Annotated in this window: 13 protein-coding genes and 3 tRNA genes; 3 read left to right on the top strand and 13 right to left on the bottom strand. The window is 48.9% G+C overall.

Annotated elements, in window-relative coordinates:
* Positions 1 to 35: 35 nt before the first annotated feature.
* Positions 36 to 2,714: a HAMP domain-containing protein gene (locus QMD03_08660; GenBank protein MDI6777285.1), complete on the bottom strand. Its 2,679-nt coding sequence runs from the start codon at positions 2,712 to 2,714 to the stop codon at positions 36 to 38.
* Between the two features lie 418 nt (positions 2,715 to 3,132).
* Entirely contained in the window at positions 3,133 to 3,345 is a 213-nt protein-coding gene (locus QMD03_08655; protein MDI6777284.1) for a helix-turn-helix transcriptional regulator, read from the bottom strand.
* 106 nt (positions 3,346 to 3,451) lie between these two features.
* Here QMD03_08655 and QMD03_08650 point away from each other — a divergent pair, with 106 nt between their 5' ends.
* Entirely contained in the window at positions 3,452 to 3,664 is a 213-nt protein-coding gene (locus QMD03_08650) for a hypothetical protein (protein ID MDI6777283.1), read from the top strand.
* Positions 3,665 to 3,937: 273 nt separating this feature from the next.
* On the opposite strand, the gene QMD03_08645 is transcribed toward QMD03_08650, so the two are convergent.
* The 5 genes from QMD03_08645 to QMD03_08625 form a co-directional block, all read right to left on the bottom strand.
* A tRNA-Ser gene (locus tag QMD03_08645) sits at positions 3,938 to 4,028 on the bottom strand.
* A gap of 38 nt (positions 4,029 to 4,066) precedes the next feature.
* Positions 4,067 to 4,152: transfer RNA gene (locus tag QMD03_08640), tRNA-Ser, on the bottom strand.
* Between the two features lie 61 nt (positions 4,153 to 4,213).
* Positions 4,214 to 5,491, bottom strand: coding sequence for a serine--tRNA ligase (serS, locus tag QMD03_08635; protein MDI6777282.1), 1,278 nt, complete (start codon positions 5,489 to 5,491; stop codon positions 4,214 to 4,216).
* A 123-nt stretch (positions 5,492 to 5,614) separates the two neighbouring features.
* A complete protein-coding gene (gene murJ, locus QMD03_08630; GenBank protein ID MDI6777281.1) occupies positions 5,615 to 7,207 on the bottom strand; it encodes a murein biosynthesis integral membrane protein MurJ in 1,593 nt (530 codons plus the stop codon).
* A 229-nt stretch (positions 7,208 to 7,436) separates the two neighbouring features.
* Positions 7,437 to 7,736 carry a YggT family protein gene (locus QMD03_08625; protein ID MDI6777280.1) on the bottom strand — a complete coding sequence of 100 codons (300 nt, stop codon included), beginning with the start codon at positions 7,734 to 7,736 and terminating at the stop codon, positions 7,437 to 7,439.
* Positions 7,737 to 8,010: 274 nt separating this feature from the next.
* On the opposite strand from QMD03_08625, the gene QMD03_08620 reads away from it, so the two are divergent.
* A complete protein-coding gene (locus tag QMD03_08620; protein ID MDI6777279.1) occupies positions 8,011 to 8,811 on the top strand; it encodes an enoyl-CoA hydratase/isomerase family protein in 801 nt (266 codons plus the stop codon).
* An 8-nt stretch (positions 8,812 to 8,819) separates the two neighbouring features.
* Here the strand turns inward: QMD03_08620 and QMD03_08615 are convergent.
* From QMD03_08615 to QMD03_08600, 4 genes are all read right to left on the bottom strand, one after another.
* Positions 8,820 to 8,895, bottom strand: a tRNA-Lys gene (locus QMD03_08615).
* A 96-nt stretch (positions 8,896 to 8,991) separates the two neighbouring features.
* Complete coding sequence (locus QMD03_08610; GenBank protein ID MDI6777278.1) at positions 8,992 to 10,320, bottom strand: adenylosuccinate synthase; 1,329 nt, start codon at positions 10,318 to 10,320, stop codon at positions 8,992 to 8,994.
* A gap of 18 nt (positions 10,321 to 10,338) precedes the next feature.
* On the bottom strand, positions 10,339 to 11,922 hold the full coding sequence (gene serA / locus QMD03_08605; GenBank protein ID MDI6777277.1) for a phosphoglycerate dehydrogenase: 1,584 nt from the start codon (positions 11,920 to 11,922) through the stop codon (positions 10,339 to 10,341).
* Positions 11,923 to 11,971: 49 nt separating this feature from the next.
* Positions 11,972 to 13,099, bottom strand: a complete 1,128-nt coding sequence (locus tag QMD03_08600) for a phosphoserine transaminase (protein MDI6777276.1) — start codon at positions 13,097 to 13,099, stop codon at positions 11,972 to 11,974.
* A gap of 452 nt (positions 13,100 to 13,551) precedes the next feature.
* Between QMD03_08600 and radA the strand changes: the two genes are divergently transcribed.
* Positions 13,552 to 14,910 (top strand): DNA repair protein RadA, encoded by a 1,359-nt coding sequence (radA, locus tag QMD03_08595; protein ID MDI6777275.1) that lies wholly within the window; start codon positions 13,552 to 13,554, stop codon positions 14,908 to 14,910.
* Between the two features lie 227 nt (positions 14,911 to 15,137).
* Here the strand turns inward: radA and QMD03_08590 are convergent, their stop codons facing one another.
* Positions 15,138 to 16,124 carry an inorganic phosphate transporter gene (locus QMD03_08590; protein ID MDI6777274.1) on the bottom strand — a complete coding sequence of 329 codons (987 nt, stop codon included), beginning with the start codon at positions 16,122 to 16,124 and terminating at the stop codon, positions 15,138 to 15,140.
* A 45-nt stretch (positions 16,125 to 16,169) separates the two neighbouring features.
* Entirely contained in the window at positions 16,170 to 16,307 is a 138-nt protein-coding gene (locus QMD03_08585) for a hypothetical protein (protein ID MDI6777273.1), read from the bottom strand.
* Between the last annotated feature and the right edge of the window lie 11 nt (positions 16,308 to 16,318).

Raw genomic sequence — 16,318 nt, 5'->3', positions numbered from 1 at the left:
TAGTCGGCTTCCAGCCGACGTCAAAGCTACCGGCTTTAGCCGGTATGTGGTTTACCTGCGAGCTGCTGGGCAAGGATCAGGAGGCTGTTAAGCGGAGTCCGGAGCTCATGGGACATGTTGGAGAGAAACTCTGATTTGTACTTTGAAGTCAGGGCAAGCTGGTCCGCTTTTTCCTCAACCGATTTCTTCGCCAGTTCTACTTCACTGTTCTTAGCCTCCACCTCAGCCTTCTGCTCTACAAGCAATCTTGCCTTTTCCTCCAGCTCCTCATTGGTCTGCTGGAGTTCTTCCTGCTGACTCTGGAGTTCCTCGGTAAGGGACTGTGACTGCTTGAGTAGTTCCTCGGTGCGCATGTTTGCCTCGATGGTGTTCAATACAATCCCTATACTTTCTGCCAATTGATCGAGGAAGGTCTGATGGGTGAGGCTGAACCGCTCAAATGAGGCGAGTTCAACCACCGCCTTGACCCCACCCTCAAAGAGTATAGGCATGACAAAGATATTAAGCGGCGTTGCTTCTCCGAGACCTGAGGTGATCTGGATGTAGTCACTCGGCACATTGGTGAGCATTATCCGCTGCTTTTCAAAGGCGCACTGCCCGACCAACCCTTCGCTGATCCTGAACTGGCTGCTTATATTCTTACGCTCCTTGTAGGCATAACCGGACATCAATTTCAAGACAGGGGTGCCGGCTTCGGGTGTTTCCATAGTGTAAAATACACTATGCTGTGCATTAACGAGCGGCGCCAACTCTGAGAGAACCATTTGGGAAACGGTAAGGATATCTCTCTGTCCCTGCAGCATACGGGTGAAGCGGGCAAGATTGGTTTTAAGCCAGTCTTGCTCTGCATTACGCTGTGTCGTCTCGCTCAGATTTGTTATCATCTGGTTGATGTTGTTCTTCAATTCTTCGACTTCACCCATTGCCTCAACCTCAACGGAGCGGGTAAGGTCACCCTTTGTAACCGCGGTGGCGACTTCCGCGATCGCCCGCACCTGAGTGGTGAGGTTTGCCGCCAGTTGATTAACATTATCGGTGAGGGCCTTCCATGTGCCCGCTGCTCCTGGCACCTTTGCCTGGCCACCGAGTTTTCCTTCCACACCGACCTCTCTTGCCACGCTTGTGACCTGATCGGCGAATGTCGCTAAGGTATCTATCATGCTGTTTATAGTTTCGGCCAGGGCTGCGATCTCACCCTTTGCCTCAAGTACGAGTTTCCGTTTGAGATCACCATTGGCCACAGCGGTAACGATTTTAGCGATGTTCCTCACTTGATCGGTAAGATTGGCGGCCATGATATTTACATTGTCCGTAAGGCCCTTCCATGTGCCGCCAACACCCTTGACCTCTGCCTGGCCGCCAAGTTTGCCTTCAGTGCCTACCTCACGGGCTACACGGGTAACCTCCGAGGCAAAGGCATTGAGCTGATCCACCATCGTGTTGATGGTATCCTTGAGCTCAAGTATTTCTCCCAGTGCATCTACCGTTATCTTCTTCGCAAGGTCACCGTTTGCAACCGCGATGGTAACCTCCGCAATGTTACGCACCTGACTGGTGAGATTTGCAGCCATGCCGTTGACACTGTCCGTAAGGCCCTTCCATGTGCCGCCAACACCCTTGACCTCTGCCTGGCCGCCAAGTTTGCCTTCAGTGCCTACCTCACGGGCTACACGGGTAACCTCCGAGGCAAAGGCATTGAGCTGATCCACCATCGTGTTGATGGTATCCTTGAGCTCAAATATCTCGCCTTTAACATCAACTGTGACTTTCCTGGAAAGGTCACCGTTTGCAACCGCTGTGGTAACCTCCGCAATGTTACGAACCTGACTGGTGAGATTTGCAGCCATGCCGTTGACACTGTCCGTAAGGTCTTTCCATGTGCCGCCAACACCCTTGACCTCTGCCTGGCCGCCAAGTTTGCCTTCAGTGCCTACCTCACGGGCTACACGGGTAACCTCCGAGGCAAAGGCATTGAGCTGATCCACCATCGTGTTGATGGTATCCTTGAGCTCAAGTATTTCTCCCAGTGCATCTACCGTTATCTTCTTCGCAAGGTCACCGTTTGCAACCGCTGTGGTAACCTCTGCAATGTTACGAACCTGACTGGTGAGATTTGCAGCCATGCCGTTGACACTGTCCGTAAGGTCTTTCCATGTGCCGCCAACACCCTTGACCTCTGCCTGGCCGCCAAGTTTGCCGTCAGTGCCTACCTCTTTTGCCACACGGGTAACCTCCGAAGCAAAGGAACCGAGCTGCTCAACCATTGAATTAACAGTCTTGGCCGATTTCAGGAACGCACCTTGAAGAGGTCTTCCGTCCACCTCCATCTCGATTGTCTGAGAGAGATCCCCCTTGGAGACTGCCCCGATAATACGCCCCATCTCCGAGACTGGACGGGCCATGTCACCGATCAAGGTATTAACCGAATCAACCATGATGCCCCATGATCCGACAACATCCCCTATTGTGACACGCTCATCGAGTCTCCCTTCCTTACCCACCGCTACAGCAACCTTTCTAATTTCATCCGACATTCTTTTATTTTTCATCACGATCTCGTTGAATGTGTCGGCTATCTTCCCGTTTATGCCAGTCCAGTCACTTGGCAGACTAACCGAAAAGTCACCGTTTTTGTACGCCACCAGTACCCCCAGGAAAACTGATGGATCCAGGCGGCCGTCGGGTTGGGTAGCTGCTCTTTTCTGATCCCCCATGGTATAATTTCCTCCTTTCTTGACTGAGAAATATTAAGAAACATTATCGTTGCCCCACAGAGCTTTCCATAATTGCCGCTCAGGGATCGCTTCGACCGGGGCAATCACCAACACCGAATATTGCCATCACCCCCTTCCTTTCACCAGAATCTGAAAACAAAAAACCCAAAGGGTGCATATAACCGGCCTTTGGGTTTTCGATTAATAATTGATCTGCAGAAGAGACAGGGGTCCCTTGCAGAAATTCTTCTAAGAAGAGAGAGAGAGAGAGAGAGAGAGAGAGAGAGAGAGAGAGAGAGAGAGAGAGAGAGCAACTTTTGTGCCAACAACCTATAGTTGCGTAAACATAAAGGCATAAAATCGGAGTGACCAATTTTTATTTTTTCAAATATTTTAATATCTTGCGCCATAGTAATTTCTATTTGATTAAATCATCTAAACTTATATTTAACGCCTTAGCTATTTTAGCCATTACGAACACCGAAGGCTTTCTTATCACTCCTGTTTCGATTTTTGTTAAAGTCGTATACGGAACATCGGCTTTCCTTGCGAAATCGTCTTGCGAAAGCTGAAGTTTTATCCTTAAACTTTTAATCTTTTTGCCTAACTTATTTTCTTGACTTTTTTCCATAATTTGATAGCATTATTTTGTTGAAATATAATTCTATCATTATTATACCAACAAATATAATGAAATCAAGCAAATTATCAAATTTAAAAATTCGGGAAGCCCGCTTTTGTACCAAAATGAAGTTCGAGCCGATATTTTTTCAGGCTCTTTGGCAGTTTTTCAATCCGAAAGGGTCGCTTCCGCTGGCGGGCGGAAGGGGGGTTCGGGGGGAATTGGCGAGAATTCGCCAGCCGATTTTCCCTTTAAATTGGAATTTTTTATCTTTGCCCTGCTGCTGCAGGAGTGGCCAAAAGCGGGCTTCCTGAATTTTCATTTTTAATTTTTAAGGAGAATTTATGAAATATTTTATTTACACTCGAAAATCAACGGACAGTGAAGAAAGACAGGTTTTAAGTATTGAAGCTCAGCTTGCTGAGCTAAAAGAATTTGCCGTCAAAGAAAAACTTGAAATCGTCGCCTCGCTTTGCGAGGCAAAAACTGCCAAAGAACCTGGCCGAACTGTGTTCGGCGAAATGCTTGATCGGATTGAAAAGGGCGAAGCCCAAGGAATTTTGGCTTGGCATCCCGACCGACTGGCTAGAAATTCAATTGACGGAGAGAGGGGGATTCGAACCCCCGGTACACCTTTTGAGGCGTACAATCGCTTAGCAGGCGACCGCTTTCAGCCACTCAGCCATCTCTCCGCTATGATGTGGAAGTAGAACTCTACGGTTAGTATTCCTGGCGGAGGGAGCAGGATTCGAACCCGCGAACCTTTCGGTCAACGGTTTTCAAGACCGCCGCCATAGACCACTCGGCCATCCCTCCCACTTAACTTCAGGCAATGGGCAATAGGCTATAACCTCTTGCCCATTGCCTTTTACTTATTTTATCTTTCCGGTACAATCCTGTCAACTTTCATGTACGGTCTTAAGACCTCCGGGATAGCCACACTTCCGTTGGCCTGCTGATAGTTTTCGAGGATAGCCACCACGGTTCTACCTACTGCCAGTCCGGAACCGTTTAAGGTATGGACAAATTCCACTCTGCCGCCTTCAGTGCGCCGAAGGCGAATGGAGGCCCTCCGGGCCTGAAAATCCTCAAAATTACTGCATGACGATATCTCTCTGTAGGTGCCTTGACCGGGCAGCCACACCTCCACATCATAGGTTTTAGCGGAAGAGAATCCGATATCTGCCGTACAGAGGCTCACCGTCCGGTAGTGGATCTTCAACCTTTGCAAAACTTCCTCGGCATTGGCCGTCAATTTTTCCAGTTCATCATAAGATCTTTCCGGCGCCGTAAACTTAACCAGTTCGACCTTGTTGAACTGGTGCTGTCTGATCAACCCCCTCGTGTCCTTCCCGTAGGAACCTGCCTCTGCGCGGAAGCATGGTGAATGGGCCACATAGTAGAGGGGAAGAATTTTTTCATCCAGGATCTCCTCCCGATGGATATTGGTAACAGACGCCTCAGCCGTGGGGATGAGATAATAATCGGTCTTTTCTATCTTGAACAGGTCATCGGCAAACTTGGGGAGCTGTCCTGTTCCTGTCATGCTTTCCCTGTTTACCATAAAGGGTGTCAGAACCTCGGTATAACGATGTTCGGAAGTGTGAAGGTCGAGCATAAAGTTAATAAGGGCCCGCTCCAGCAAAGCTCCCATCCCTCGATAAAGGGTAAATCGTGCCCCTGCGATCTTCGCGCCCCTGATAAAGTCCAGGATGTTCAGGTTTTCACCGATTTCCCAGTGGGGCTTTGGCGGAAAATCGAACCGTGGTTTTTCCCCCCATATCCTTACTACAGGATTGTCCTCAGGGCTTGTCCCGTAGACAACCGACTCGTGAGGGATGTTGGGAATAATCATGAGGATATCGTGAAGATCATCCTCGATCTTTTTCAGGGACCCATCAAGTTCCCTGATCCGGGCGGAAACCTCTCCCATCCTGGCGACCAGCGCAGAGGCATCCTCCTGATGTTTCTTTTTTTCGCCAATCTCCTTTGAAACAGCATTTCTCTCCATTCGCAGGGTCTCTACCTCCTGGATGATATCTCTTCTTTCCGCATCCAGGCTGAGGAATCTCTCCAGGTCAATATCCTGACCCCGCTGCCTCATTTTCTTGCGAACAAAATCTGCATTCTGTCTCAGATATTTTATATCCAGCATGATTTGACCATTCTTTTGGGACGGGTACCTTGGGGCGTAGAGCCCAAAGTTAACCGAGCATGTTTGCGAAATTTGGGGACGTCATAGATAGAGAGTTTTCCCTACCACTTTGACCCTTTGAAGTCAATATCTTAATCCCATTTTTCTCTTCACCACATCGCCGATCATGTTCATCTCCGGGCTTTTAATCATAAAGGAGGAGATGGAAAATGTGGCCATTCCCACGGCAATGCATGTTATGAGATGCAGAAGCCTTTCACTAAATGGTCCCTCGATCTTCCAGGGGAAAATGTAGTTAACCAGCATTATCGCTACCCACATCGCAAGGGACGACAGAGAGACCTTGAAGAGGGAACGATAGAATTCCCGGTCTAAAAACGTCCCAATCTTCCTTCTCAAGATCACCGTCAACATGGCAACATTGATGGCAGAGGCGATTGATGTGGCTAAGGCCAGGCCGCCGTGCTTTAAATTTAAAGGAAACGCCAGAATAATACTAAAGATAACGTTCACAAAAAGGGCCACAAAGGCGGCCTTTAAGGGAGATTTTCTGTCCTGAATGGAGAAAAAGACCGCATCAATCACCCGGATGACGGAAAAAGCCCAGAGACCGAGGGCATAGTAGAAGAGGGCCTGGGCGGTAAGCACAGACGATTGGGCATCAAATGCCCCCCTCTGAAAAAGAACAGAAATAATGGGTACATCAAGGGCAAGCAAGGCAGTCGCCGCCGGTATAGAGATAAAAAAGATCAGTCTCAGAGAAAAGGAGATGGTCTTTTTCAGGTTTTCAAAATCTTCCGTGGAGACCTGCTCTGAAAAGCTGGGCAGTACCGCTGTACCAACGGCAATAGCAAAGACTCCCAGGGGGAGTTCAACAATTCTGTCCGCATAATAGAGGTAGGATACACTGCCCTTGGGAAGGAGGGATGCCAGTATCGTCCCGATGAAGACATTGATTTGATAAACCGCTGACCCTATGAATGTTGGAATCAGGAGGAGTCCTATCTGCCTGATCCCCGGATGTCTGAACTTAAAGTTGAGTCTTATCCTGAGGCCCATCTTGACCAGGAAGGGCCATTGCATGGCAAGTTGAAGAATACCCCCGATCATGACCCCGATGGCAAGGGCAAAGATCGGTTCCCTGAATAATCCCCGCAGTGTGAGAGCGGCCAGAATCATGGAAATATTAAGAACGACGGGGGACAGGGCGGGGGCGGCAAAATGCCGGAGGGAATTCAGAATGCCCATACACAAAGCTACAAGAGAAATGAAAAAGATATAGGGAAACATAAAACGGGTGAGAAGTACAGCGAGGTCATACTGGGCCGAAACCTTTGTAAAACCTGGGGCCATGATGGTAACGATCAGCGGAGAGAGGAGGACACCAAGCAGGGAGACAACTACCAGAATAATAGAGAGGGCGGTAAAGGCGATATTGGCCAGTTCGAAAGCCTCTTCTTGCGACTTTTTTTTCAGGTATTCCGTAAACACGGGTACAAAGGATACTGTCAGAGAACCTTCGGCAAGGAGACGCCTTAAAAGATTTGGTATGCGGAAGGCGACAAAAAAGGCGTCTGTTGCCCGACCGGCACCGAAGAATCCGGCTACCACCATGTCCCTGAGGAAGCCAAATACCCTGCTTGCCATGGTAGCTGAGCCCACCACCCCGGCTGCCCTGGCGATCCTCGAATTTTCGCTATTTCTCTCCTTTTCCATTTTAATGAGATGACGCGATTTTTAACCCAAGTATCAGGTAGGGGGATAATGGGGGATCACGGTTGCTTAAAAACCAGGCATATTCTTTTACTATCTGGTAACTACTCAGGTTAATAGGCACAAAGACACAAAGTTGCCTTGCCTATTTGCTGCTCAACTTCCGGATTAAACTGCTAAGCACTGTGCCTCTCAAGCCTTTGCCACTCTCAAGCCTACCTGAATAGTTACACTATTTGAAGTAAGGGCCAAGTTGCAGCAGGCTCCTGATGAGAAAATTCTGTAAAAATACAATCGCTAAAATGACGATCACAGGTGAGAGATCAATCCCGATGTTCCTCAGGGGGAGCCATCTCCGGACAGGAGCCATAACTGGTTCCGTTATCCGGTAGAGAAACATTACGATCGGGTTATATGGATCAGGGTTCACCCAGGAGATGACCGCCCGGAAGATGATGATCCACATATAAATGGTGAGTCCTATATCAAGGATCTTTGCCAGCGCGACGATAAAATTTTCCAGAACAAACATGGAGGCTCCTTAAGTTAAGAGTCGTAAGTCATAAGTCGTAAGTCATAAGTCGAGAGGAGAACCTTTACTTAACTCCAGACTATAGATTCTCACTTTTAAATTTATCACATATAAGTCATATTGTGCAAATAAAGATTGAAAACTTCTTGATGTTGGAGAGGCATGGTGATAGAGAATCTTACTACCACAGAATTATCCTCGTCGAGGTGAGGGAATTATGGTATCAGATATTCTTTCATGCAAGTATCAAGAAAAATCAGGGAGGAGATAGGACATGAAAACAGAGGAGAAAGATTTCGGGGCAGTGGTGGTCAGTAAGAAGGAAGGATTTGCCGTAGTAACATTGAATCGGCCGGAGAAGTTAAACGCACTAAGTCCCGAACTGATAAAAGACTTTCTTAGCGCCTGGAATGATATTACGGATGACGACGATGTTAGAGTAGTGGTTATTACCGGGAAAGGTCCGTCCTTCAGTGCTGGCGGAGATGTGGTGAAAGACATAAACCCGCTGAGAAAGATGGGGGCCTCTGAGTTTCATAGGTACTTCAGCCAGGCAGAGGTAATGTACAAGGGAATAATAGATTTGGAAAAGCCCGTGATAGCTGCCATAAACGGATTTGCGGTGGGAGCTGGCCTCGATCTGGCCCTGGCGGCGGATATAAGGATTGCCGCAGAGGATGCAAAAATGGGAGAATTCTTCGTCAGAATGGGGCTAACTCCGGAACTGGGGATCTACATTTTGCCCAGGCTGGTCGGGTTAGGATGGGCAAAACTGATCTGTCTCACAGGGGATATCATTGATGCGGCCCAGGCAGAAAAGATTGGCCTTGTTGAAAAAGTGGTGCCCGTGGAACAATTAATCCCTTACGCTGAGGAACTGGCAAAGAGGCTTGCCCACGGTCCGGTGGCCACGGGGACCATTAAGAAGGCAATCAACGAATCACTCAAGATGACCCTTTCCTCGTCTCTGGATTATATATCGAGATTGCAGTATCAATTAAGTCATACCGAAGACCATGAAGAAGCCGTTACCGCATGGTTGGAAAAGAGGAAAGCGGTCTTCAAGGGAAGGTAAGAAACATTTGGTGGGCCGTATGGGAATCGAACCCACGACCAACGGATTAAAAGTCCGCTGCTCTACCATCTGAGCTAACGGCCCCGGCCCATCAAAATGACGCGATTTTAGGGGTTGCCCTCCTAACAATAAGCTCTTGAGTTGTCAAGAAAAACTTTTGTAGAAAGTCTATCCTTCCCCTCAAGGGACAGGTTCTACATTGAGTTTTGCCTGATCAAATGGATTTTTCAGGATGATTGTTTCCTCTCTGCACGCTCCCACAGAGACGAGAATCATTCCGCAACCGGTGAGCGCCTCCAGTCTTTCTATATATCGTCTCGTGTTTTTAGGTAGCTCTTCCATGTGCCTGACCTTACTGATATCTTCCGTCCAGCCGTCCATCTCTTCATAAATCGGTTGGCATTGTCCGAGTACCCGGTGGTTTGTAGGAACGGATTCGGTGAATTCCTCCCCCCATGGTGTTTTGTAACCGACACAGATCCTCAATTTCTCGATACCGGTCAGAACATCGAGTTTGGTCAGCGCAAGTCCCGTTATACCAGAGACCCGTATAGCCTGTCTGACGAGGACTGTGTCCAGCCAGGCACACCGACGCTTTCTGCCCGTCGTGGCGCCAAATTCCTGTCCCACCTCCTGGAGCCGGTCGCAAACTTCGCAGGTCAACTCGGTCGGGAAGGGGCCTCCCCCCACCCTTGTAGTGTAAGCCTTGCAGACTCCTATAACGGCATTAATGGCTGTTGGCCCGACACCGGTGCCGCAGCAGGCACTACCAGCCACGGTATTGGAAGAGGTAACAAAAGGAAACGTACCATGGTCAATATCGAGATGAGCCCCCTGGGCGCCCTCGAAGAGAACCTTTTTCCCTTTTTTGATCTCCTGATTGATAATGAGGGACGTATCTGCTACATATTCTCTGAGGCGGTCGGCATATGCCCGATATTCATTATAAATCGCCTCGCTATCTACCGGATCTTCCTGAAAGAATCTGGTGAGGTAAAAGTTTTTTTCTTCCACGTTTCTCTTTAATTTCTCCTGAAATACCTCTTCGTCGAGGAGATCGCAGACCCTGATACCCACCCGCGCTACCTTATCTTCATAGGCAGGTCCGATGCCCCTTCCCGTTGTCCCGATCTTTTTGCCAGCCCCGTGAGACTCGCGGGCCACATCCAGCCTCCGGTGATAGGGCATGATCACATGGGCATTTTCACTCACAAAAAGTTTTGTATGCCGGGGAAAGATCCCCCGGTTTTTGAGTGCATCAATCTCCTCAACCAAAACCAGGGGATCAACGACAACTCCATTTCCGATGATGCAGATCTTATGCTCGTGCAAAATACCGGAGGGAATCAGGTGCAGGATGGTTTTTTCACCTTTTGCAACGATGGTATGACCTGCATTGTTGCCCCCCTGAAATCTCGCAATAACATCGGCCTCTTCTGCGTACAGGTCAACGACCTTCCCCTTGCCTTCATCACCCCACTGGGTGCCGACAACCACAATACTCGCCATAAGGAACTTCCTCCTAAGCTACATCTCAAGAGGGATCACGGAAATGACATGGGGCATCCCCCGGAGTTTACTAAGCACGTCATCGCTTACCATACTGTCGGTACTTAACACAACCAGGGCCTGTTTATCAACCTGTTCGCGGCTGAAGTGGAGTCTCGCAATATTGACAAAGTTATCTCCGAGGGTGGCGCCGATGTTACCGATGACGCCAGGCCTGTCATAGGTACACAGGACCAGCATATGACCTTCCGGAACAACCTCCAGGGTGAATTTATTGATCCTCACGATCCTCGGATCCTGACGTCCAAAGATGGTACCTGCCGCGCAGCTCGCTTCCTGAGAGGTCTCAATGGTAAGAGTTATCATGCTCGTATAGTCTTTAACCTCACTGCTCTTTGTTTCCACAACCTTGATACCCCTTTCCTTTGCTACCACGGGCGCATTGATGTAATTGATGGTTTCGTTGAGTATGGGGGTCAACAGTCCCTTTAGCAGAGAAATGGTAATGGGGGCTGTGTTATAGTCCAGGATTTCCCCGCTGTATTCTACAATGACCTCTCTGATGCCGCCCGAGACCAGTTGAGATTCGAATTTCCCCAACTTTTCTGCCAGGATTAGATAGGGTTGAATCACGTTCAGTAACTCGGCGCTGACAGAGGGGAAATTGACGGCATTTTTGATTTCCCCTTTTGTAAGATAAGCCGCAATCTGTTCGGCAATGGCAACAGCCACATTGGTCTGGGCCTCATCGGTCGAGGCGCCGAGATGGGGCGTACAGATTACATTGTCGAGGGCGAGAAGCTCCATATTCCTGGTAGGCTCCTCTTCAAAAACGTCGAGGGCGGCGCCGGCAACCTTCCCGGATGTGAGGGCATCATAGAGGTCTTTTTCATTGATAATTCCCCCACGGGCACAATTAATAATAAAAACCCCCTTCTTCATTCTGGCAAAAGTGTCGGCATTGATAAATCCTCTCGTTTCCTTCGTTAGAGGAGTATGTACCGAGATAAAATCAGAATTTCTTAAGAGCTCGTCCAGGGTAACAAGGGTGGCTCCTGTTTTTTCTGCCGTTTCCGGTGATATGAAGGGATCGTAGGCGATGACATTTATCTTTAGACCCTGTGCCCGGTCGGCGACGATGCTGCCCACCCTTCCTATGCCGATAATTCCCAGAGTCTTATTATAGAATTCAGTGCCGATAAATTTACTTTTCTCCCACCTTCCCGCTTTCATGGACGCCATGGCCTGAGGGATATTTCGGGCAAGAGAGAGCATCATGGCAATGGCGTGCTCCCCTGCAGTAACGGTGTTACCACCGGGGGTATTCATGACGACGACACCTCTCTTCGTGGCAGCGGCGACATCCACATTATCAAGTCCGGTCCCGGCCCGACCGATCACGCTGAGTTTTTCTGCCTTATCAATGATCTTTCTGGTAACCTTTGTGGCACTCCGGATGGCCAGGCCATCGTAATCCTTAATAACTTCTCTGAGTTTATCGGGGGTAAGGTTCAGCATCACGTCAACCTCAATCCCCGGCGTTTTTTTGAATATCTCTACACCCTCGGCAGCTATGTTATCGGTTACAAGAACTCTTTTCATTAAGCTTTTCCTCCTTGCAGTCAGGGGCCGGAAACATAAACCCCTCTGATCAGCGCCCGGCAATCTTTTGGTTATACAACCTTTCCAGTTCGCCAATAGCGTATTTTATATCTGCCGCCTCAATCGTGGGGCCGCACCAGAAACGAACCCCCGGGGGGGCATCCCTATAAGAATTCACGTCATGCGCCACATTATTCCTGCTTAATTCACCGGCAATATCTTTGAGAAATTTAGCCTGCTCCTCCGGTGGCATGGCCTTAAACTTTTCACTGGCAACGGCAAGACAGACCGAGGTAGTGGATCGGATATCGGGAGAGGCGGCCAGGAAATCTATCCAGTCTGTCTTTTCGACCCATTCCTCTATGACCTTAAGATTTTCTCGACTTCTCTTGATGAGACCGCCCAGTCCAATTTCCCCGGCCCATTTCAGTGCATCGAGATAATCTTCCACACAGAGCATGGAAGGGGTGTTGATGGTATCCCCGGCAAAGATAGCCCGGTTGACCTTTCCGTCCTTTTTCAAGCGGAAGATCTTGGGCAGGGGCCAGGGGGGGTCATACGACTCAATCCGGGCAACGACCCTGGGGCTCAAGACGAGCATGCCATGGCCGGCCTCACCACCGAGGCATTTCTGCCAGGAGAAGGTCAGGGCGTCAACCTTTGACCAGTCAATCATCATGGCAAATGCCGCGCTGGTAGCATCGCAGAGGGTAAGCCCCTCCCTGTCCGACGAAATCCAGTCCCAGTCAGGGATCCTAACTCCGCTCGTGGTACCGTTGGCAACAAAGACGCAATCATGCGACCAGTCCACCTCTTTCAGATCGGGAATCTTGCCATAATCAGCCCTCCTGATTGTGGGATTGAGTTTCAACTGTTTGGCAATGTCTGCTGCCCAGCCTTCAGAGAAGCTCTCCCATACCAGCACCGTCACCGGCTTCGGGCCGAGAAGGGTCCACATGGCGGCCTCAAACGCCCCTGTGTCCGAGCCGGGTAATATCCCGACCAGATAGTCCTCCGGGATTTCCAGGATTCTTTTAGTTTCCGAGATCGCCTCTGTTAGCTTTTCCTTACCGAGAGCGGAACGATGGGAACGACCGACCGGGGCATCTCTTAAAGCCTCAAGGCTCCATCCCGGTCTCTTGCTGCAGGGACCTGAACCGAAATTTGGATTATGCATAACTCCTTTCCCCTCACTTTTTAAAAAATCAGTAAGCGTTCAGCAGTCAGCCATCAAGTTGAGTGCCTAAAGTGAGCTAAAGTTTAAAGTGCCTAAAGTTATTTAGAATAGAAATTCCTATACTATCAAGATAAAGAAAAGTAACGAATTACCCATAAAACATCGCTTTAACAATGAGAGGGTGTCTTGTCTAATCCCTTTTTTTACTGAAAGCTGACGGCTGATAGCTGAACGCTTACAAAACTTATATCAGTATTGCCATGATTGTTCAAGATATTTTAGGTCAGTATTGGCCTGAAGAGAGAATTTCCTTATATAGATTGACACGCTTTAATATCTATAGTATTGATCAAAAAGTGGAATATTAATGTCAATATTTAACCACAAAAAAGCATTGTAGTATGCTGGGTATAAATCTCTCCCGCTTAAATTTATCTATTGAGTGAGTTTTTTTGAAAAAAATTAAAACCCAATTTTTCTGCCAGAACTGCGGTCACCAATCGCCAAAGTGGCTGGGGAGATGTCCCTCCTGCGGTGAGTGGAACCAGTTTGTGGAAGAGGAAATAAGGACAATCGCCCCTGCTATTTCTTCTGAGTTTCAGTTTGATGGGACCCCCCTGCCAATCGACGCCATCACGGCGGATGAAAAGGAGAGAATCGTAACAGGGATTACTGAAATGGACAGGGTCCTCGGTGGGGGGATCGTGGTCGGTTCAGCTATTCTGGTCGGCGGTGACCCGGGGATCGGTAAATCAACCCTCCTCTTACAGGTACTCCAGCATCTGGCGGAGAAGGACATGAAAGTTCTCTACATCTCCGGAGAGGAATCGGCAAAACAGATCAAGCTCCGGGGAAGCCGAGTCGGGGCCTCATCGAAGAATCTTCTCGTCCTCATCGAGATCGCCCTGGAAAACATCATCCAGCAAATCAAAGAATTATCGCCAGAGGTCGTGGTAATTGACTCCATCCAGACGGTCTATTCATCCGCCCTCTCTTCTGCCCCGGGCAGTGTGGGTCAGGTGAGGGAGACGTCGGGGAGACTCATTCTTTTCTCAAAAAAGACGGGAATTCCCGTTTTTCTCGTGGGCCATGTAACCAAAGACGGTTCTATTGCCGGCCCGAAGGTACTGGAACATATGGTGGATACAGTCCTCTATTTCGAAGGGAATGGGGGACATGCCTACCGGATCATCAGAACCATGAAGAACCGATACGGACCAACCAACGAAATCGGAGTCTTCGAGATGAGGGATAACGGTTTACAGCAAGTAGCTAATCCCTCCGGGTTTTTCCTGGCGGAAAGACCGGAAGGGGCCGCCGGCTCTGTAGTCGTGCCAAGTATGGAAGGAACAAGACCGATTCTCATAGAGATACAGTCTTTAGTCAGCCCCACTAATCTGGGAATGCCGAGACGGACTGCCATCGGTGTTGACCACAGCCGGGTGTCTCTGTTAGTTGCCGTAATAGATAGAATCTGCGGCCTTCGCCTCGGCAATCACGACATCTTTCTTAATGTGGCCGGCGGTATAAGGGTAGATGAGCCGGCAGTGGACCTGGGAATCGTATCTTCCCTGGTCTCCAGTTTTCTTGACCGGCCGATTGATTCAGGGACCGTTGTTTTTGGCGAGGTTGGTCTCACCGGCGAGGTAAGAGGGATCTCTCAGATGGAGACCAGGATTAAGGAGGCAGCCCGGATGGGGTTCAAACGCTGCATCCTTCCCAAAACCCTCTCCGGTGATATCGTGCCGTCTACAAAAATAAAACTTCTTAGGATCGGCACGCTCAGAGAATTACTGGAGTGTCTCTTTTAGGAAGAAGTTTTCCCACACATAAACTTCCTAACCCGGCATAGCCGGAACCAAAAAGGTCAGAAAAAGTTCAAATGTCAAAGCTCAAAGTTCAAATGAATGTCAAATGACTCAATATCAAAAAATTCATCCCCTTTGTCATTTGAGCTTTGGGCTTCATTTGGCATTTGGATTTTGAACTTTGAACTTAAAATTTTTTCCATTTTGGCAATAATTTAACTCATAAGGTCCTAAAATAGCGGTTGGAGTAACAGGGCAAAGAGGAAGCCGAGAGCGGCGCAGACAGGGAAAGTGAAAATCCAGGTGAGGACGAGCTGTATAGTGATGCCCCATCTTACTGCGGAAAACCGACGGATGGCCCCAACTCCCATGATAGCGGTGTTGATAGTGTGGGTTGTGCTCAGAGGTATACCCAGCCCGGAAGCTAAAAGAATGGTAAGACTGGCGGAGCTTTCTGCGGCGAAGCCGTTTACCGGTTCAAGCTTGGTAAGCTGAAAACCCATGGTTTTGATAATGCGCCATCCACCGAAACTGGTACCCAACCCCATGACTATGCCGCAGATGAGAATGACCCATACTGGTATCCGGAACTCGGGTAGTACCCCTCCCAGAAACAAAGCTAAGGCGAAAACCCCCATAAATTTCTGTCCATCGTTGCTCCCGTGACTAAAAGCCATAAAAGCTGCCGAAAAAATCTGAAGTCGGCCAAAGACTGCCCTGACAGAGGATGGGGTAGTGCGGAAGAATAAACGGTAAATGACGGTCATTATTATCAATCCGAAGAGAAAACCAAAGACGGTAGCCAATCCTAAACCCATCAGGACTTTCCGCCATCCCTCCCACAGTAACACTGATGGTCCGGCAGCAGCTAATCCAGCCCCGGCAAGCCCAGCAACCAATGCGTGGGTTTCACTCGTAGGCAGACCCCACCGCCAGGCTGCGGTACCCCAGATAATTATGGCCAACATGGCCGAGGCTACTGTATGCAGACCTATGACCTCCGGCCTAACAATACCCTTGCCAATAGTGACCGCTACCAAAGTACCCGTAGCCAACGCTCCTAAGATGTTCAACACCGCCGCCATGACCACCGCCCGGTAGGGGGAAAGGACACGGGTAGAGACTACTGTGGCAATAGCATTAGGGGCATCTGTCCACCCATTGACAAATTCAGCGGCTAAAATCAATAGTAGTACGAGGCCTAAAGATATACTCATATACTCATGTCCAGTTTGTACTATAGGAGCCTATCATAGAAGGACTCAAGCATTTTTCAGGACGATACCTTCTACAATATTGGAGACATCCTCGCAGATATCCATGGCCTCCTCAATTCTTTCGAGTATTTCCTTCCATTTAACCCTACAACGTAATATATAAATATTTAATGTTGTAATCATTTATGTTCTTT

It is taken from the genome of Syntrophales bacterium, from assembly GCA_030018935.1.
GTDB lineage: Bacteria > Desulfobacterota > Syntrophia > Syntrophales > CG2-30-49-12 > CG2-30-49-12.
The sequence above is the reverse complement of the archived record's forward strand: the minus strand, read 5'-3'. Positions and strand labels throughout refer to the sequence as shown.

Excerpts from the sequence above, each read along its gene's own strand:
- QMD03_08660 (MDI6777285.1), bottom strand. The coding sequence starts at position 2,714 with ATGGGGGATCAGAAAAGAGCAGCTACCCAACCCGACGGCCGCCTGGAT.
- QMD03_08655 (MDI6777284.1), bottom strand. The coding sequence starts at position 3,345 with ATGGAAAAAAGTCAAGAAAATAAGTTAGGCAAAAAGATTAAAAGTTTA.
- serS (MDI6777282.1), bottom strand. The coding sequence starts at position 5,491 with ATGCTGGATATAAAATATCTGAGACAGAATGCAGATTTTGTTCGCAAG.
- murJ (MDI6777281.1), bottom strand. The coding sequence starts at position 7,207 with ATGGAAAAGGAGAGAAATAGCGAAAATTCGAGGATCGCCAGGGCAGCC.
- QMD03_08625 (MDI6777280.1), bottom strand. The coding sequence starts at position 7,736 with ATGTTTGTTCTGGAAAATTTTATCGTCGCGCTGGCAAAGATCCTTGAT.
- QMD03_08620 (MDI6777279.1), top strand. The coding sequence starts at position 8,011 with ATGAAAACAGAGGAGAAAGATTTCGGGGCAGTGGTGGTCAGTAAGAAG.
- QMD03_08610 (MDI6777278.1), bottom strand. The coding sequence starts at position 10,320 with ATGGCGAGTATTGTGGTTGTCGGCACCCAGTGGGGTGATGAAGGCAAG.
- serA (MDI6777277.1), bottom strand. The coding sequence starts at position 11,922 with ATGAAAAGAGTTCTTGTAACCGATAACATAGCTGCCGAGGGTGTAGAG.
- QMD03_08600 (MDI6777276.1), bottom strand. The coding sequence starts at position 13,099 with ATGCATAATCCAAATTTCGGTTCAGGTCCCTGCAGCAAGAGACCGGGA.
- QMD03_08590 (MDI6777274.1), bottom strand. The coding sequence starts at position 16,124 with ATGAGTATATCTTTAGGCCTCGTACTACTATTGATTTTAGCCGCTGAA.
- QMD03_08585 (MDI6777273.1), bottom strand. The coding sequence starts at position 16,307 with ATGATTACAACATTAAATATTTATATATTACGTTGTAGGGTTAAATGG.